We start from the raw sequence: 17,828 nt of genomic DNA, 5'->3' as shown, positions 1-17,828 counted from the left end.
GCGCGTGCGAAGATCACCTCGGTGGTGATATGGGAGGTTCCGTCCGCCGGTCGGCTCGGCGCTGTTATGCAGTACCGGGGTAGCACCCCTCGAGGTGCATGTCAGCGCCGGCCCGAGCGGCTACTGTCGCGGCGGTGACCCGATCGTTGCCGCCCCGGCTGGCCCGGCTGGCCCGGCCGCTGGCCGAGGTGGTCTGGCCGGGGCTGGAGCCGCACCGGGGCTGGCCGGGCCGCGCCTCGCACCGGCTGACCAGGTTGCTGTGGCGGTGGCTGCCCTGGCTGGGCGGGCTGTACGGGCTGATCGTGGCGATCTCGGCGGCCGGCGGGGTGATCAACGACGGGCATCGGCTGGTCGGCGGGGTCGCGTTCCTGTACCTGCTGCCGGCGGCGGCCGGGGTCGCGCTGGCCACCCGCCGGGCGCTGGACGGCTGGCGGCTGGTCACGCTGTTCCTGCTGGTCTTCCCGTTCCTGGTGCCGCCGCCGGGCCCGCCGGTGCCGCCGCTGGAGCCGTGGGAGTGGTGCCTGTGGATGCCGGTGCTGCTGCTCGTCGGGGTGGCCCGGCCGGGGCGGGAGACGGTGGCGGTCGGCGTGGTGAGCGGCGTGCTGCTGGGCGCGTTGACGCTGCTCACGCCGTGGCCGGTGGACCCGGGGCTGCTGGTGGTGTCGCTGTTCCTGATGGCGCTGCCGCTGGTCGTCGGCGCCAGCGTGGGCGCGCGGATGAGCAGCCAGCGGGCGCTGGCGCAGGAGCAGGCGCGGGTGGCGCGGGCGCAGGCCGAGCAGGGCGCGCTGGCCGAGCGGGCGCGCATCGCGCGGGAGATGCACGACGTGGTGGCCCACCACATGTCGATGATCGCGGTGCGCTGTGAGACGGCGCCGTACCGGCTGGCCGGGCTGAACGAGACGGGCCAGGCGGAGATCGCGGAGATCGGGTCGGCCGCGCGGGCCGCGATGTCGGACATGCAGCGGCTGCTCGGCGTGCTGCGCCCCGGCGAGGGTGGGCGGGCCGAGCTGGCGCCGCAGCCGTCGCTGGGCGAGGTGCGCGAGCTGGTCGATCAGGCCAGGGCGACGGGGCTGCGGCTGGACGCGGACGTGGACGGTGACCTGGGCGAGCTGCCGGAGGCGGTCGGGCTGTCCGCGTACCGGATCGTCCAGGAGGCGTTGACCAATGCCCGCAGGCACGCGCCGGGCGCGGCGGTAACGTTGCGGCTGCGTCGCGCCCAGGGCGGGCTGGAGCTGGTGGTTCGCTCGGCGGCGGGCGGACGCGAACCGGCCGGGCCCGTGCTGGGCGGCGGCGGGCACGGGCTGGCCGGCATGCGCGAGCGCGCCGCGCTGCACGGCGGTGAGCTGTCCGCCGGCCCGGACGCCGGGGGCGGGTTCACCGTCCGCGCCGTGCTGCCGGTCCCCGAGGAACCGAAGGAGAAGCCGTGATCCGGGTCCTGCTCGCCGACGACCAGGTGATGGTGCGGGAGGGCTTCTCCGCGCTGCTCGGCGCGCAGCCGGACATCGAGGTGGTGGGCGCGGCGGCGAACGGACGGGAGGCGGTGGCCCAGGTGCGCTCGCTGCGGGCCAGGGACGCCGGCCCGGACGTGGTGCTGATGGACATCCGGATGCCCGAGCTGGACGGCCTGGCCGCCACCCGCATGGTCCTGGACGGCCCCGGCTCGCCCCGGGTCCTGGTGCTGACCACGTTCGACCTCGACGAGTACGTCTACGCCGCGCTGCGGGCCGGGGCCAGCGGCTTCCTGCTCAAGCACGCGCCGGCCAGCGAGCTGCTGGACGCGGTGCGGGTGGTGGCCGGCGGCGACGCGCTGCTCGCTCCGTCCATCACCCGCCGGCTGATCGAGGACTTCGTGCGCGCCCAGCCCGCCGAGCGGCCGGACTGGACCCGGCCCGAGGCGCTGCGCGCGCTGACCCCGAGGGAGACCGAGGTGCTGCGGATGGTCGCCAGGGGGTTGTCCAACGCGGAGATCGCCGCCGAGCTGGTGCTGGCCGAGCAGACCGTCAAGACCCACGTCAGCCGGATGCTGACCAAGCTGGGGCTGCGGGACAGGGCGCAGGCGGTCATCGTCGCGTACGAGTCGGGGCTGGTCTCCCCCAGCGGCTGAGACCCGGGTAGCCGGTGAAACTGGCTACCCGAGAGCGACGATCGCGGGCGGGTCGCCTCCTTAGCGTCGGCCGCCGTGATCAGGGTCGCGCTGCTGCTGTTGCTCATGGCCTCCTGCGCACCGGTGGCGAACGGGCCGCCGGGGCGGCTGGTGGTGGCGCTCGGCGACCCGGCGCGGGCCCGGCACATCGCCGTGGTGGTGCCCGGGGTGGGGATCACGCCGGAGACGTTCGACGACCCGGTCCGCCCGCGGCGGCGCCCGTACGGCATGGCGCGCGCCCTGCACGAACTCGCGCCGGACACTGCGGTGATCGCCTGGCTTGGCTACCACCCGCCGGACGGGCCGGGCCTGGACGCGGTCACCGGCGGCCGGGCGCGGGCGGGGGCGGTCGCGCTGCGCGCATTCGTGCACGAACTGCGGGCGCGGTCACGACCGGGCACGAGCATCGCGCTGGTCTGCCACAGCTACGGCTCCACGGTGTGCGGGCTGGCCGCGCCAGGGCTGGCGGTGGACGACCTGGTGCTGCTGGCCAGCCCGGGGGTTCGGGCGGACTCGGTGGCCGCCCTGCGCACCCCCGCGCGGGTGTGGGCGGGCACCGCGAGGACGGACTGGGTCCGCTGGGTGCCGCACGCGCGCCTGGGTGACCTGGGTCACGGCGCCGACCCGGCGGACCCGGCGTTCGGCGCCCGCCCGCTGCCCACCGAGGGCGTGACCGGCCACGACGGGTACTTCGCCGCCGGCAGCCCGACGCTGCGCGCGGTGGCCGGGATCGTGTCCGGCGGCCGGTGACGGCATGATTCCGGGGTGCCCGCACTCGCCCGCCGCCGGTCGAGGGCCCGGTCCGCCCGGTCGGCACGGCGCTGGCGGACGATGCGCACCGAGCGGACGGTGCTGGCGATCGTGCACAACGTCGCGGCGGCCACCCGGCTGCTGGACATCCTGCCAATCGTCGCCTCCGACCCGAGGATCAGGGTCGTCTTCAGCTGCCCGAGCTCCAGCCCGTTCACCCGGGGCACCGACGAGTACCTGCGCCGCCGGGGGGTGGCGTTGACGCCGTGGCGCCAGGCCCTCGCGATGCCCGCCGACCTGGCCATCGCGGCGAGCTGCGGCCCGAACCTGCGCAAGGTGCGCGCGCCGCTGGTGGTGGTGCCGCACGGGATGGGCCACAACAAGATCATGCAGCCGGACGGGCGGACCGGGCCCTCGACCGGCGGCGCGGTGCACGGCCTGTCCGCGCCGTACCTGATGTGGGGCGGCACCGTCATCCCGGACCTGATCGTGCTCTCGCACGAGGAGCAGCGCGACCGGCTGCGCCGCGACTGCCCTCGGGCCGTGGACGCCACGCTGGTCGCCGGTGACCCGAGCTTCGACCGGCTCGTGGCCAGCGTCCCGCTGCGGGAGGGCTACCGGCAGGCCATGGGCGTCACGGCCGGCCAGCGGCTGGTGCTGGTCTCCTCCACCTGGAGCGACAGGTCGCTGGTCGGCGAGGTGTTCGGGCTGGTCGGCAGGCTCGCCGGCCAGCTGCCGATCGACGGGTACCGGATCGCGGTGGCGCTGCACCCGGCGGCGATCGCGCACGACCACCGCTGGGCGTACGAGCAGTGGCTGGACGAGTGCACCGGCAAGGGGGTGCTGTTGCTGCCGGAGCCGGACCTCTGGGGGCAGGCGCTGGTGGCGTCCTCGCTGGTGGTGGGCGACTACGGGTCGGTCACCTTCTACGGCGCCGCGCTGGGCACGCCGTTCCTGCTGGCCAGCCACCCGGCGGGCACCGTCGACCCGGCCTCGCCGATCGGGCGGCTGCTGGAGGCGGCGCCCCGGCTGGACCCGGACGCCGACCTGCTCGCCGAGTGCGCGCGGGCGATCGACGAGCACGATCCCGCCCGGTACGAGGCGATCACCAAGCTCACCACCTCGCATCCCGGGGAGGCGGCCGGGCGGCTGCGCGCGGCCCTGTACGGGCTGCTCGACCTGCCCGAGCCGGACGAGCCGGCGTTCTCGGACGCCGCGCTGCCGATCCGCCGCTGCCGGCTGCCGCCGCCGAGGGCGCTGCTGGTCACCGCGGCGGTGACGGAACGGCGCGACGGGCGGTTGGTCACGAGCGTGCGCAGGGAGCAGTTCGGCCGGTCGGGCGGGTTCGACGGGCACCTGGTGGTGGACGTCGACGCGCCGGGGGTCCGCCACCTGGCGCTGGCCGAGATCGTGGTGCACCGGCGGGCCGAGGACGCGGAGCGGTGGATCGCGGAGATCTTCCGCGAGCTGCCGAGGTGCCCACTGGCCGCCGCCAGGGAGCGGGACGGCACCTGGCTGGTGGGCGGGAGCGACGGGTGGCTGGTCGAGGTCGACCACCGGTCGGAGGACGGCGCGGTGTTCGCCTCGGCGGTGCACGCCTGGCTGTGCCTGGGCGAACCCATCCACGAGCTGCCCGGGAAGCTGACCGTGCGCCTCGGCGGCGGTGAGGTGGTGACGGCGAGCGCGAGGGTCCGCTAGAGCTCGGCGATCCGGCGCTCGGTCGCGTCGGCCTTGGCGGTGAACCTGTGCAGACGGTATATGTCCAGCGCGTTCTGCAGGTTCGTCCGCGCCGGCTCACGCTCGCCCCGGCGCAACGCCAGGTCCGCTTTGACCACGTAGATGTCCGCTCGCAGGTCGTGCCAGTGCCCCCGGTCCGCGGCCGGGGCGGCCTCGTCGAGCGCGGCGGCGGCCTCGTCGAGCCGCCCGGTGTCCAGCAGCCGCCTGCCCCGCCACCGGTCGATCTTGGTGAGGGTGTAGGCGTCGCCGGGGCCGAGCGCGGCGAAGGTGCCCCGCGCCCGGTCCAGCAAGGCCAGCGCCCGGTCCTCCGGCGACACGACGCTGCCGAGGTGGAAACGGGCCAGCGCGATGCGCCGCTCGATCCCGATCCGCTCGGCCAGCGCGAGGTTGCGCTCCAGCAGCTCGATCGCCTCGTCGCGCCGCCCCTGGTCGCGCCGGGCCAGGCCGAGCGCCTCGACGGCGCTGGCGATGACGGTCGGCGACCCGGACTCGTCGGCCACCCGACGAGCCGTCGTGAACAGCTCGGCGGCCCGGTCGAGCAGGTCGAGCTGGCGGTAGGCGTACCCCTGCTGGACGCCGAGCACCGAGGCGAACCGGGGCTCGGCGAGCGCCCGGGCGGACCTGACGCCCAGCTCGTTGACGGCCTCCATGTCGTGCGCGAACTTGCCCTGGTCGTGCAGCGGCCACAGCGCGATCGCGAGCTGGCACACCCAGACGTGCTCCCCGAGCTCGAAGGCGGCGGCCGCGGCGGCGCCCAGGTTGACCCGCTCGGCCTCCATCCAGCGCCGCGCGGTGGCGGGGTCGAGCACCGTCGGCGGCGCGGCCAGCTCGGGCCAGAACTCGGTGGGCCAGCGGCGGTCCGGCATCCAGGCCATCGCCGCCTCCATGGCCCGCGCCCGGTAGTAGGCGACGAACGCCCGGGTCGAGACGCCGCCCTCCCGCGCGGCGACCACCCGCGCGTGCTGCCCGATCAGCCCGGACATCAGGTAGCGGTCGTCGCGGGTCTGCACGGCCAGGCGGGACCTGCGCAGCGAGCGGCAGGCGTGCGTGACGTCCTCGACCATCTCGCCCAGCACGGCGGCCAGGGTGCACACCGCGACGTCGCCGGTCCCCGGGTGCGCGCCGAGCGCCCGGTAACAGGCCCGCGCGAGCGGGCTCAGCCGCTGGTAGGCGGCGTCGAACACCACGGAGAGGGACAGGTCGCGGTGCCGGGACAGCTCGGCGAGCGCGCGTTCGTCGTCGGCGAGCGCCGCGGCCAGCCGGGTGATCGTCAGCTCCTCGTCGTCGGCCAGGATCGCCCCGACCACGCACAGTGCGATGGCCGTCCCGCCGCACCGCTCGACCAGCGCGGCCACCGCCTCCGGCTCCTCGTCGACCCGCTCGCGGGTCACCATGTTCGCCAGCAGCCGCTCGGCGTGCTCCGGGCTCAGCGGGTCGATGTCCACGGTGCGGGCGGCCGCCGTGGCCCGCAGGCCGGTGAGCTGGCCGGCCTCGATCACCAGCACGGCCGACGGCCCCGCGCCGGGCAGCAACGCGCGGACCTGGGTGGGCGCCAGCGCGTCGTCGATCTTCAGCACGAGCCGCTTCCCGGCGGACCTGTCGCGCCACCAGTTGGCCCTGGCCTCCAGGCCGGACGGGATCTCGTCCGCGCCGGTGCCGACCGCGGCCAGCAGCTCGCCCAGCGCGACGCGCACGCCCTCCATGCCCTCCCCGCCGGCGGCCAGGGAGACCACGAACTGCCCGTCCGGGTACTCCGCGCGGTGGGTGTGGATCCAGACGTCGGCCAGCGTGCTGCGGCCGCTGCCCGGCGCGCCCCGGATGATCGCGACCCGGGGGCCGTCCCGCTCCGGGCCGCCGGCGAAGATCGCGCTCAGCGCGTCCAGCTGCGGGCCGTTGTTGGTGTAGTGCTCCGGCGGTGCCACCCCCTGGCGCGGCGCCGGCCGCTCGGGAGCCATGTGAGCCTCCACCGTCGTCCCTCCCCCACCGGGCCACCGCTGCACGCGGGACAGTACTCCGCCCGGCGCGCTCACCACGGCCGTTCGCCGAACTATCGGCCGGCTCCGCCGGGGGCCTCGGGCACCGGGCCGTCGTCGGGGACCGGCCCGGCCACGTCGGCCTGTTCGGGCAGCAGCGGCGCGAGCGCCACGCCCGTCGCCGGCGTGCCGACCGGGGCGGCGTCCACCGCTCGTACCCCGGGCCGGGCGGCCAGCTCGGTCAGCGCCGCCCGGTCGCCGACCACCAGCACGGCGAGCAGGCACGCGCACGGTGGCCGCTCGCCGAGCGCGGCGGCCTCGTAGCGGGCGACGGCGCCCGGACGGCCCTCCTGCCGGCCGGCCGACTCCGCCGCGGCGCGCGCCGCCGTACCCCAGGCCAGCTCGAACCGCCGCCGCTCCCCGGCCACCGCGTCGGCCGCGTCCACCGGCGGCAACCGCTCGAACCGCAGCGCCGTCTGCACCCGGGGCAGCGGCACCCGCAGCACCGCCGTGACCGGCTCTGCCCCGCTGCCGGCCACCAGCCGCACCGCGCCGTCTATATCACGCTGCTCGCCGAGCTGCACCAACGCGGGCACCGCCGCCGCTTGTTGAGCAGGTAGCCGAGCCGGAAGCCCAGCCAGGTACGCCGCCACCGGCTGCCCCTGCTCCGGCCCCAACCGCTCCGCATCCCACGACCGCGCCGGCGTCCCGTCCCCGGTGCCGACCGACTCCTTCCCGGCCACCCACGCCACCGCGACCAGCACCACCGCCACACACGCCAACGCCGCCCACACACCACCCCGTGAGTGGTTAGCGTTGCTATGGCAACGCTTACCACTCACGGGTCGGCCAGTGCGTCGAGGGCGTGGCGGAGGTCGGCGGGGTACGGGCTGGTGAACTCGACGGTGCGGCCGTCGGCGGGGTGCGCGAACGCGAGCTGGCGCGCGTGCAGCCACTGGCGGGTCAGGCCCAGCCTGGTGGCCAGCGCGGGGTCGGCGCCGTAGGTCAGGTCGCCCACGCAGGGGTGGCGCAGCGCGGACATGTGCACCCGGATCTGGTGGGTGCGGCCGGTCTCCAGCACGACATCCAGCAAGGACGCCGCCGGGAACGCCTCCAGCGTGTCGTAGTGCGTCACGCTGGGCTTGCCGCCGGCCACCACCGCCCACCGCCAGTCGTGCTTGGGGTGCCTGTCGATCGGGGCGTCCACGGTGCCCCGGCTCGGGTCCGGGTGGCCCTGCACGACCGCGTGGTAACGCTTGGTCACCTCACGGTTGCGGAAGGCGGCCTTCAGCGCGGTGTAGGCGTGCTCAGACTTCGCCACGACCATGACCCCGGTGGTGCCCGCGTCCAGCCGGTGCACGATGCCCTGCCGCTCGGCCGCCCCGGAGGTGGACAGCCGTACCCCGAGCGCGGCCAGCCCGGCGGTCACCGTCGGCCCGGTCCAGCCGGGGCTGGGGTGCACGGCCACCCCGACCGGCTTGTCCACCACCACGATGTCGTCGTCCTCGTACAGCCGGTTCAGCCCGTCCACCGCCTCGGCCGGCTCCTCGGACGTCGGCGACGAGGGCGCCGGCAGCGTCACCTCCAGCCAGCTGCCGCCCACCAGCCGGTCGGACTTGCCCAGCGCCCGCCCGTCCGCGAGCACCTGGCCGTCCTCGGCGAGCCCGGCCACCACCGTGCGGGACAGCCCGAGCATCCGGGACAGCCCGGCGTCCACCCGCATGCCGTCCAGCCCGTCCGGCACCGGCAGGGTCCTGCTCACTTCGAACGCCGCCCGCCGCGCACCCGGGTGCCGTCCAGCTCCATGCCCAGCAGCGCCAGCAGCACCAGCAGCGCGCCGCCGGTGCAGATCGACGAGTCGGCCGCGTTGAACACCGGCCACACCCGCCCGTCCGGGGCGAACACCGAGATGAAGTCGATCACCCAGCCGTGCAGCGGGCCGGGAAACCGGAACATCCGGTCCACCAGGTTGCCCAGCGCGCCGCCGAGCACCAGGCCCAGCGCGACCGCCCACCCCCGCGACCGCAACCGGGCCGCCACCCGCACGATGGCCACCACCACGCCGACCGCGATCAGGGTGAGCAGCCAGGTCATCCCGGTCGCCATGCCGAACGCCGCGCCCGGGTTGCGCACCAGCTGCAGGTACACCAGCCCGTCCAGCAGCGGATACGGCGAGGCGCCCTCCAGGTCCCGCACCGCGAGCAGCTTGGTGACCAGGTCCACCGCGAGCACCAGCAGCGCGACGGTGGCCAGCAGCCACACCCGGCGCGGGCGCGGGGGCTGGGTCGGCTGGGTCGGCTGCACGGCGGTGTCCTTGTCGGTGTCCGGCTCGGACGGGACGGTCATCCCTCGATTGTCTATGAACGTCCGGACTCACCGCGCCACCGGGCCAACCGACCGGCGCGGTCGACGGCACGGATGCGCTGCTCGGCACGGGCGCGCACGGTCGAGGTGGTGACCACCAGCAGCTGGTCACGCTGCCGCAGCCGGGTCTCCAGCGTCGGGGTGAACCCCTCGCCGTCGCGGACCACCAGACTCACCATCGCCCCCTGCGGCAGCCGCAGCTCGCGCAGGTAGACGCCGTGCAGCTTGGAGCCGACCGGCACCCGCACCTGCAGCAGGTCGGCGGACAGCTGGTCCAGCGGGGCGGCGTCGAGCTGGATCTCGGTGGGCTCGGTGGAGCGGGCCACCCCGAGCAGGCGGGCCACGACGGGCAGCGTGGTGCCCTGCAACAACGTGAGCAACACCACTAACACCAGCACCACGTCGACCAGCATCCGGTTGGTGGGGCTCTCCGGCGCGTGGGTGAGCGGGATCAGCGCCAGCACGATCGGCACCGCCCCGCGCAGCCCGGCCCAGGACAGGAACGCCTGCTCGCGCCACGGCATCCGGAACGGCAGCATCGCGACCAGCACCGACAGCGGGCGCCCGAGCACCACCAGCACCACGCCCGCGACCAGCGCCGGGATCACCGCGCCGGCCAGCGCGCCGGGCGAGGCGTACAGCCCGAGCAGCACGAACAGCCCGATCTGGGCCAGCCACCCGGTGCCCTCGGCGAAGGACAGCACGCCGCCCCGGTGCGGCAGGTTCGAGTTGCCCAGCACCAGCGCGGCGACGTAGGTGGCCAGCAGCCCGGAGGCGTGCAGCGACTGCCCGGCGGCGAAGCCGAGCACGCAGACCGCCACCGTGGCCAGCGGGTACAGCCCGGTCGCCGGCAGCGCGGCGCGGCGCAGCGCCCACCCGCCGGCGATCCCGAGCGCGGCCCCCACCGCCGCGCCGACGAGCAGCTCGTAGACCACCAGCACCGGGCTGAGCCAGGTCAGCGGCTCGGGGCTGGCCAGCATCAGCACCGCGATGACCACCGGGGCGTCGTTGAGCCCGGACTCCAGCTCCAGCGCCCCGGCCAGCCGCCTGCGCACCCCCACCCCGCGCAGCACGCTGAACACCGCCGCCGCGTCGGTCGAGGACAGCACCGCCCCCCACAGGAACGCGGTGCGCCACTCCAGCCCGAGCAGCAGGTGCAGCGCGCTGCCGGTCACCCCGATGCTCACCGCGACCGCCACCGTGGACAGCGCGATCCCCTGCCACAGCGCCGGGCGCACCTGGGTCCACCGGGTGGTCAGCCCGCCCTCGGTCAGGATCAGCACCAGCGCGGCCAGCCCGAGCGACTCGGTCAGCGGCGCGTTCGAGAACTGCACGCCCAGCACCGACTCGCCGAGCAGCACGCCGATGCCCAGGTAGAGGATCAGCGACGGCAGCCCGATCCGCACCGAGGCGCGCACCGCCACCACGCTGACCAGGACCACGGCGGCACCGACGCCGAGCATCGCTTCGAGGGAGTAGTCCATGACACCCCCTCGGCTCGCCGTCGGTCCTGATATTTCACCGCAACCGCCGAGGGCCGCGGATCACCGGGTCGGCGGCGGAGGCTCGACCGGACGAGACGGCCGTGATCACCCGAGAGGATGAGGTCGGCGCCGACCCGTTGCCGAGCGCGCTCGCCGCCGCCGTCGGCTCGTGCCATTTCTAGCCGATCAGCTCCCGAACGTGTCTACCCGGGTACCGTCCGTGACCACAACGGCCGTTGGGTACGGTGGGTGACCGGTTTCGGTACCCGCACGAGGCTACCGAGCGTCGATATCGACACCGCTGTCGTTATATCGCACTTCGGACAATGCTGGTGTCGATCTCGGGGTCACGGCTTGGCCAACGCTACGGCACTTGGTTACGTACGGTGACCGTCCGGGGCGAGCAGGGCGGCCAGCACGGACTCCAGGTACGCCCGACGCTCCTCCTCGCCGGCCGGGACGGCGGCCGGGTCGGTGCGGGCGAGCTGGGCGTGCCCGAGGTAGGTGGTGTACGCCAGCATCGCGCGCCGGCGGGAGCGCGCCGGGTCGAAGCCCAGCTCGGTGAACAGGGCGGTGAGGTAGTCCAGCCGGCGCCGGGTGACCCGCCGCAGGGTGGGCGCAACCAGCGGGTGGTCCGCGGAGGCGAGCAGCGCCAGCTCCACGGTGAACGGGCCGACGTGGCCGAGCACCACGCGCAGCAGCTCGCGGAGGCGGTCGATGGCGGCGGCCTCGCTCTCCACGTGCGCGATCACGGCCTCGGTGTGCTCGGCCTCCCAGCGCGCGACGGTGGCGGCGATCAGGTCGTCGCGGCCCCGGAAGTGCCAGTAGCCGCTGCCCTTGGTGGCACCCAGCCGGGCCGCGAGGGGCTCGATGGCCACCGCCGCGAGGCCGCCGCCGCGCAGCGCGCGCAACGCCTCGGCCGTCCAGTCGTCCCGGTTGAGCCGTCTACCTGACACCACCCGTACGGTAGCGTACGGAGAGAGCGTCGATCGCCCGGTCCACGTCGGCGTCGTCGTTGAAGTAATGGAAACCGAACCGCACCCGGCCCGCCAGCGCGGTGGCCCGCACCCGGCGCTCGGCCAGCGCCGCCGCCACTCGGTCGGCATCCCGGACGGCGAGGACGACGATGTGCGCGGGCGGGCCGTCCCCGACCCGGGAGAACCCGAGATCGCGGGCACGCTCGGTGAAGCGCGCGGCCAGCCCCAGGCAGTGCCGTTCGACGGCCACCGGGTCCAGGTCGCCGAGCAGGCGCAGCGCGGCACGCGCCCCGATCCAGGAGAACCAGGCCGGCGAGGTGTCAACGCTGTCCAGCCGCATCGGGCCGCCGAAGTAGCCGTGCGGCGCGGCGGTGGACTTCCAGCTGGGCGCGAGCGGTTCCAGCTCGGGCACCCGGTCGGGCCGTGCCACCAGCCAGGCGGCGCCGCGCGGGCAGAGCAGCCACTTGTAGCCGTGCACCGCCAGGTAGTCGGGCCGCACGCCAGGGTCGAAGCGCAGCGCGCCCAGCGACTGGGTCAGGTTGACGAACAGCCGGGCGCCCACCTCGTCGGTGGCCGCGCGCAGCGCCGCGAGGTCGAGGCGCTGGCCTTCGCGGGTGGTCACCTCGCTCACGGCGAGCAGGTCCGCGCCCGTCCGTACCGCGGCCACCAGGTCCTCCACCCGGGTCACGCCGGCGCGCGCCGGCACCTGCGTGACGTCGTGGTGCGCCAGCCACGGGAACAGGTTGCTGCGGAACTCCTCGGCGGGGACCACCACCCGGCACCGGGGCAGCGACCGGGCGACGGTGGCGGCCGCCTCGGACAGCGAGCCCATGGTGGCCACCGTCTCCGGCCCTGTCTCCGGCCCAGCCCCTGTCAACCGGGCAAACGGCTCGCGCGTCGAGGCGGCGGCCCCGTCCCAGTCCAGCCAGTCGAACTCGCCGCTGGTCCAGGCGTCCACTGTGGCGCGCAGCGCGTCCGCGACCGGGGCGGCGGCCGGCGGGGCGCCCGGGGTGTCCAGCCACGCCGTGTCCTTCAACGCCGGGAACAGCGCGCGGAACCGCTCGGGCGTCATGCGTCCGGGACCGCGGCCACGGCCTCGATCTCCACCACGATGTCCGGCCTGGCCAGCGCCGCGACCACGGCCAGCGAGTGCGCCGGCCAGTCGCGCCCGGGGAACCAGGACGCGAACGCCTCCTCCCGCGCGGCCCGGCAGCCGGCCAGGTGCTCGGTGCCGGAGACCATGGTGAACAGCTTGAGCAGGTGCCCGGGCCCGGCGCCGAGGGACTCCAGCAGCGCCGCGATGTTGGCGAACACCTGCCGGGTCTGCGACTCCGCGTCCGGCCCGGCCAGCTCGCCGTCCGGCAGCGCGCCCACCTGCCCGGAGAGGAACACCACCCGGTGGCCGGCGGGGGCGGCGGCGAGGTGGCTGTACTGGCCGATCGGCGGCGCGACGGCGTCCGGATTCCAACGACGTATCGACATGACCGCACGCTACGACGACGGCGACCGGCGCTCCCCGGCGCCAGACCGTAGATTTCAGATAGTTGAAAGCCCGGTTCATTCTGCTGTCGCGGGCGGCCGCGCGCGCCGCACAGTGTCGCAACCACGAACGCGAGGAGGCGACCATGCCCGAGGGTCCAGCGGTGCTCGCCCGCGTCGACGCGCTGGCCGCCGACCTGCTGGAGCTGCTCGCCGCCACCGTCCGCGACCCCAGCGAGAGCGGCTGGGAGGACCGCGCCACCGGCCGCTACGCCGACTGGATCACCGCGCGCGGCTGGGAGCTGGTCCGCCAGCCGATCCGGCCGACCGGCCTGGCCGGCGACGAGCCCAGGGCCGCGCACCGGGAGAACCTGGTCGCCTGGTACCCGCGCCGGCGCGGCCTGCCCACGGTGGTGCTCAACGGCCACGTCGACGTGGTCCCGCCCGGCGACGAGCACGCCTGGACCCGGCCTCCCTTCTCGGGCGTGCGCGAAGGCGGACGGGTGCACGGGCGCGGCTCGGTGGACATGAAGGGCGGGATCGCCGCCGGCCTCTACGCCCTGGCCGCGCTGCAGGACCTGGGCGTCGAGCTGCCCTTCGACGTGGCCGTGCAGATCGTGGTCGCCGAGGAGACCACCGGCGTCGGCACCCGGGCCGCCGCGCTGGAGGTCCCCGACCCGGCGGCGGCCGTGGTGCTGGAGCCGACCGGCGGCGCGATCGTGCCGGTCAGCACCGGGCTGCGGTTCTTCACCGTCGAGGTCACCGGGCGCTCCGCGCACACCTCGGCGCCGTGGCGCGGGGTGGACGCCTTCGAGCGGCTGATCCGGGTGCGGGCGGCGCTGGCGGACCTGGCGCGCGAACGCGGCGAGGGCTACCGCCACCCGCTGTTCGCCGAGCTGCCGACGGCCATACCGTTCGCCATCGGCACCGCCCGTGCCGGCACCTGGCGGGCGGCGGTGCCCGACCACGCCACCATGTCCGGCCGGATCGGGGTGGCCCCGGGAGAGTCCCTCGACGACGTGCGCCACCAGGTCGAACGCGCGCTCGACGATCTCGCGGCCACCGACGACTGGCTGCGCGAACACCCGCCGACCATGCACTGGGAACACGCCCTGCCCGGCTGGGAGACGCCGACCGACCACGAGCTGATCACGGCCCTACGAACGGCGCAACGGGACAGGACCGGCAGCGAGCTGCTGGCCGGCTTCACCGCCGGCTCGGACGCGGCGTTCTTCGGCGCCCAGGGCATCCCGACCGCCGTCTTCGGCCCCGGCGAGGTGGCCATGGCGCACAGCCCGGACGAGTCCGTCGAGGAAGCCGCCGTGATCGAGGCAACCGCCGTCCTCGCGCTGGCGCTGACCAGGTTGACGCCATGACCGACGACAATGGCACCGTCCTGCACACCCTGGAGCGGGGCCTTCAGGTGCTGGAGGCGGTGGCCGCCGCCGACGGGACGGCCACCGCGAAGGTCCTCGGCCGCCAGCTCGACATCAAGATCGGCACCTGCTACCACCTGCTGCGCACCCTGCTGGCCAGCGGACACCTGGTGCGGCTGCCCGGCGGGCGCTACGACGTCGGCCCCCGGGCGGCGTCGCTGAGCCGGCACCTGCAGCGCCGCTCCGGCCCGTCCCCCGAGCTGGCGGTGATCCTCACCCGGCTGCACAACAAGACCCGCGAGACGTCCTACCTGGCCGGCTGGCACCACGGCACGCTGATCCTGCAGCACTACCTGGCCGGGCAGCAGACGCTGAGCGTGGCCAACCTGGACGTGGGCTACACCGCGCACATGCACGCCCGCGCCTCCTGCAAGGCGGTGTTCGCGTTCCTGCCCGAGGAGCAGGTCGCGGCGCTGTTCTCCGGCGTGCGGCTCGAACGGCTCACCGCCCACACGATCACCGACTTCGACGAGCTGACCGCCGAGCTGGTGCGTGTCCGCACGCAGAGCTACGCGCTGGACCGCGAGGAGTTCAGCCCGGGCGTGTGCTGTGTCTCGGCACCGTTCTTCGGCGCCGCCGGCGCCCCGGCCGGCGCGTTCACCGTGTCCGTGCCGGCCGTCCGGTTCGCCGACCGGCAGGCCTGGCTGACCACCGCGGTCCGGGAGGCCGCCGACATGGCCACCGGCCTGATGCGAACCGGCCGCCTGACCGTCCCCGCCTGACCACTCCCCCACGAGAAGAGGACTGAGTACCCCCATGCCCGAGACGGACGCGCTGCTCGGCTTCCTGGAGTCGATGCATCGGATCAGGTACTTCGAGGAGGAGGTCGCCCGGCTGCGCGCTTCGGGCGACGTGGTCGGATCGGTCCACCTGTGCAACGGGCAGGAGGCCATCTACGCCGGCGCCTGCGCCGCCCTGGACCTGAGCCGGGACGCGGTGTTCCCCACCTATCGGGGGCACGGCTGGACGCTGGCCCGCGGCGCGCCGCCGCACGCGGTGTTCGCCGAGCTGCTGGGCCGGCGGACGGGGATCAACGGCGGGCGGGGCGGCTCGGCGTACCTGACCGCGCCCGAGCACGGCATGTTCGGCGAGAACTCCATCGTGGGTGCCGGCGCGCCGATCGCCACCGGCGCCGCGCTGGCCGCGAACTACGACGGGTCGGGGCGGGTGGCGCTGGCCGCGTTCGGGGACGGCGCGATGAACCAGGGCGCGGTGCACGAGGCGATGAACTTCGCCTCGGTGCGCCGGCTGCCGGTGATCTTCCTGGTGGAGAACAACCACTACTCGGAGCTGACCCCGATCTCGGCCATGGTCCGGGTGGACCGGCTGTTCAAGCGGGCGTCGGGGTACGGCATGCCGGGGGCGCGGGTGGACGGCAACGACCCGGACGCGGTGTACCGGGCCGTCGGAGAGGCCGCCCGGCGGGCCCGCGCCGGGGAGGGGCCGGTGCTGCTGGAGGCGATGACCCAGCGGATCGTCGGCCACTACATCGGCGACGCCCAGCACTACCGCCCGGCCGGCGAGCTGGACCGGGCGCTGGCCGAGGAGCCGATCGGCCGGCTGGCCCGCGCGCTGGACGGGCTGGGCGTGCCGGACGCCGACCTGACGGCCATTGCCGAGCGGGCTCGTACGGAGATCACGGCCGCCGCCGCGCGCGCCCTGGCCGACCCGCCCGCCGACCCCGCGACAGTCCTGGAGCACCTGTATGCCTGAGACGACCACGAGCCTGACCTACGCCGAGGCGGTCAACGCGGCGCTGCGCCGGGCGCTGGACGAACGACCCGAGACGCTGCTGTTCGGCGAGGACGTCGGGGAGCCGGGCGGAGTGTTCGGCGTGACGAAAGGGCTGCGCAAGGCGTTCGGCGAGCGGGTGTTCGACACGCCCATCTCGGAGTCGGCGATCCTCGGCGGCGCGATCGGCGCGGCCATGTTCGGGCGCCGGCCCATCGCCGAGATCATGTGGGCGGACTTCTCCCTGGTCGCGCTGGACCAGCTGGTGAACCAGGCGGCGAACGTCCGCTACGTCTCGCGCGGCCGGCTGTCCGCGCCGATCACCGTCCGCACCCAGCAGGGCAACGCGCCGGGCGCCTGCGCGCAGCACTCGCAGTCGCTGGAGGCGTTGTTCGCCCACGTGCCCGGGCTGTGGGTGGGCATGCCCGCCACCCACCAGGACGCCTACGACCTGCTGCTGTCCGCGATCTGGTGCGACGACCCGGTGATCGTGATCGAGAACCGCACGCTGTACCACGCCGGCCGGAGCGACGTGGTCGTCGGCGGCCCGGTGGCGCCCGTGGGCGGCGCGGCGATACGCCGTCCCGGGTCGGACGTGACGGTCCTGACCTGGGGCGCGATGCAACACCGTGTACTGGAGGCCGCCGACGCGCTGGCCTGCGACGGTATCGACGCCGAGGTGATCGACGCCCGCTGGATCCGCCCGCTGGACCTGGACGCCGTGCTGGCCAGCGTGCGCCGGACCGGGCGGCTGGTGGTCGCGCACGAGGCGCACACCACCGGCGGGGTGGGCGGCGAGGTGCTGGCCGCCGTGGCCGAGTCCGGGGTGCCGTTGCGCTGCCCGCCGGTCCGGGTCGGCGCCCCGCCCGCGCGCATCCCGGCGGCACCGGTGCTGGCCGCCGCCGTCGTACCGACCGCCGAGCTCATCGCCGACGCGGTCCGCGCCACCGTCCGCCGTGCCGGCCTGGTGATCGCATGATCGGGATGCCCCCGTTCGCCCCGCTGTTCGGCGTGGGCGCCGAGTCCGTGACCGTCCGCTGGCTGACCGTCCAGTACCGCACCCGCGCCGACATAGTGGCCAGCCTCCTGCCCGCGCCCCTGCAACCGGCCGACGACGCGCTGGCCGCCATCTGGGTTGCCGAGTTCCTGGGTGCGGAGTTCCGCCTGCCCGACGGCACCACCGAACGCCGCCCGCCGTACCCCCAGGCCGGCATCAGCGTCCGCTGCCGGCACGGCGACCAGCTCGGCGCGTACCCGCTGACGTTCTTCATCGAGGGCCTCAACCACGGCACCCTCGGCCGGGAGATCTTCGGGCTGCCCAAGAAGCAGGCCCGCTCGGTGTTGCTGCGCGAGGATCCAAGCGGCGTCACCGGCGGTGTGACCAGCGCAAACGGCATCGACGTCGTGACCGTCCGCGCCCACCGCCCGCCTGTCGAACCGGCCGCAGTCGACCCCATCCCGGACTGGTTCGCACACCACTTCCCGCTCAAGCTGATCCCCAGCGCCGAGGGCACCGGCTACGACGTGAACAAGCTGGTCCAGGTGCCGTTCCGGACCTCCGGCGCGACCGGCGGCTGGGTCGGCACCGGCGACGTCGTCCTCACCCCGTCCACCGCCGACCCGCTGCACCTCGTCGAGTGCGTCGAGGTGGTGGAGGCGCGCTACGGCCGGGTCGACCTGGAGGTCGGCTTCGGCACCTACCTCGAACGGGTCGACGAGATCCCCACCTTCGGGGTCCCCGACTGGTCCTGAAC

At 75.1% G+C, this 17,828-nt stretch carries 17 protein-coding genes; 9 read left to right on the top strand and 8 right to left on the bottom strand.

Annotated features, from left to right (window positions below; genetic code table 11):
- The first annotated feature begins 134 nt into the window (after nucleotides 1-134).
- The 4 genes from N912_RS56200 (at nucleotide 135) to N912_RS56195 (ending at nucleotide 4,591) form a co-directional block, all read left to right on the top strand.
- A complete protein-coding gene (locus N912_RS56200) occupies nucleotides 135-1,427 on the top strand; it encodes a sensor histidine kinase (RefSeq protein ID WP_156994202.1) in 1,293 nt (430 codons plus the stop codon).
- Entirely contained in the window at nucleotides 1,424-2,104 is a 681-nt protein-coding gene (locus N912_RS0132875; protein ID WP_028925741.1) for a response regulator, read from the top strand. The genes N912_RS56200 and N912_RS0132875 overlap by 4 nt, the downstream gene beginning before the upstream one ends.
- A 75-nt stretch (nucleotides 2,105-2,179) precedes the next feature.
- Entirely contained in the window at nucleotides 2,180-2,893 is a 714-nt protein-coding gene (locus N912_RS0132870; RefSeq protein WP_051581139.1) for an alpha/beta hydrolase, read from the top strand.
- Between the two features lie 15 nt (nucleotides 2,894-2,908).
- On the top strand, nucleotides 2,909-4,591 hold the full coding sequence (locus N912_RS56195; RefSeq protein WP_156994201.1) for a hypothetical protein: 1,683 nt from the start codon (nucleotides 2,909-2,911) through the stop codon (nucleotides 4,589-4,591).
- Here the strand turns inward: N912_RS56195 and N912_RS0132860 are convergent.
- From N912_RS0132860 to N912_RS0132825, 8 genes are all read right to left on the bottom strand, one after another.
- Complete coding sequence (locus N912_RS0132860) at nucleotides 4,588-6,585, bottom strand: tetratricopeptide repeat protein (RefSeq protein ID WP_028925739.1); 1,998 nt, start codon at nucleotides 6,583-6,585, stop codon at nucleotides 4,588-4,590. The two genes, N912_RS56195 and N912_RS0132860, sit on opposite strands and share 4 nt — an antisense overlap.
- Before the next feature lie 92 nt (nucleotides 6,586-6,677).
- On the bottom strand, nucleotides 6,678-7,397 hold the full coding sequence (locus N912_RS60945) for a hypothetical protein (RefSeq protein WP_156994200.1): 720 nt from the start codon (nucleotides 7,395-7,397) through the stop codon (nucleotides 6,678-6,680).
- Between the two features lie 44 nt (nucleotides 7,398-7,441).
- Nucleotides 7,442-8,326 carry an RluA family pseudouridine synthase gene (locus N912_RS0132850; protein ID WP_037067967.1) on the bottom strand — a complete coding sequence of 295 codons (885 nt, stop codon included), beginning with the start codon at nucleotides 8,324-8,326 and terminating at the stop codon, nucleotides 7,442-7,444.
- A 35-nt stretch (nucleotides 8,327-8,361) separates the two neighbouring features.
- Entirely contained in the window at nucleotides 8,362-8,949 is a 588-nt protein-coding gene (lspA, locus tag N912_RS0132845) for a signal peptidase II (protein ID WP_028925737.1), read from the bottom strand.
- 11 nt (nucleotides 8,950-8,960) lie between these two features.
- Nucleotides 8,961-10,451 carry a potassium/proton antiporter gene (locus tag N912_RS0132840; protein WP_028925736.1) on the bottom strand — a complete coding sequence of 497 codons (1,491 nt, stop codon included), beginning with the start codon at nucleotides 10,449-10,451 and terminating at the stop codon, nucleotides 8,961-8,963.
- Nucleotides 10,452-10,828: 377 nt separating this feature from the next.
- Complete coding sequence (locus N912_RS0132835) at nucleotides 10,829-11,407, bottom strand: TetR/AcrR family transcriptional regulator (RefSeq protein WP_051581171.1); 579 nt, start codon at nucleotides 11,405-11,407, stop codon at nucleotides 10,829-10,831.
- A complete protein-coding gene (locus N912_RS0132830) occupies nucleotides 11,397-12,500 on the bottom strand; it encodes an aminotransferase class V-fold PLP-dependent enzyme (protein ID WP_028925734.1) in 1,104 nt (367 codons plus the stop codon). The genes N912_RS0132835 and N912_RS0132830 overlap by 11 nt, the downstream gene beginning before the upstream one ends.
- Nucleotides 12,497-12,910, bottom strand: coding sequence for a RidA family protein (locus N912_RS0132825; RefSeq protein WP_037067852.1), 414 nt, complete (start codon nucleotides 12,908-12,910; stop codon nucleotides 12,497-12,499). The genes N912_RS0132830 and N912_RS0132825 overlap by 4 nt, the downstream gene beginning before the upstream one ends.
- 143 nt (nucleotides 12,911-13,053) lie before the next feature.
- Between N912_RS0132825 and N912_RS0132820 the strand changes: the two genes are divergently transcribed.
- The 5 genes from N912_RS0132820 to N912_RS0132800 are packed head-to-tail and all read left to right on the top strand — an operon-like array spanning nucleotide 13,054 to nucleotide 17,826.
- On the top strand, nucleotides 13,054-14,283 hold the full coding sequence (locus N912_RS0132820) for a M20 family metallopeptidase (RefSeq protein ID WP_028925732.1): 1,230 nt from the start codon (nucleotides 13,054-13,056) through the stop codon (nucleotides 14,281-14,283).
- A complete protein-coding gene (locus N912_RS56185) occupies nucleotides 14,280-15,065 on the top strand; it encodes an IclR family transcriptional regulator (protein WP_037067849.1) in 786 nt (261 codons plus the stop codon). The genes N912_RS0132820 and N912_RS56185 overlap by 4 nt, the downstream gene beginning before the upstream one ends.
- Nucleotides 15,066-15,099: 34 nt before the next feature.
- Nucleotides 15,100-16,056, top strand: coding sequence for a thiamine pyrophosphate-dependent dehydrogenase E1 component subunit alpha (locus tag N912_RS0132810; RefSeq protein ID WP_028925731.1), 957 nt, complete (start codon nucleotides 15,100-15,102; stop codon nucleotides 16,054-16,056).
- Nucleotides 16,049-17,053, top strand: a complete 1,005-nt coding sequence (locus N912_RS0132805; RefSeq protein WP_028925730.1) for an alpha-ketoacid dehydrogenase subunit beta — start codon at nucleotides 16,049-16,051, stop codon at nucleotides 17,051-17,053. The genes N912_RS0132810 and N912_RS0132805 overlap by 8 nt, the downstream gene beginning before the upstream one ends.
- The gene (locus tag N912_RS0132800; protein ID WP_211261485.1) at nucleotides 17,050-17,826 is read left to right on the top strand and encodes an acetoacetate decarboxylase family protein; all 777 of its coding nucleotides are present in this window, start codon (nucleotides 17,050-17,052) and stop codon (nucleotides 17,824-17,826) included. The genes N912_RS0132805 and N912_RS0132800 overlap by 4 nt, the downstream gene beginning before the upstream one ends.
- Nucleotides 17,827-17,828 lie beyond the last annotated feature (2 nt).

Origin of the sequence: Actinospineispora acaciae DSM 45401 (genome assembly GCF_000620785.1) — a bacterium.
Taxonomy (GTDB): domain Bacteria; phylum Actinomycetota; class Actinomycetes; order Mycobacteriales; family Pseudonocardiaceae; genus Pseudonocardia; species Pseudonocardia acaciae.
The sequence above is the reverse complement of the archived record's forward strand: the minus strand, read 5'-3'. Positions and strand labels throughout refer to the sequence as shown.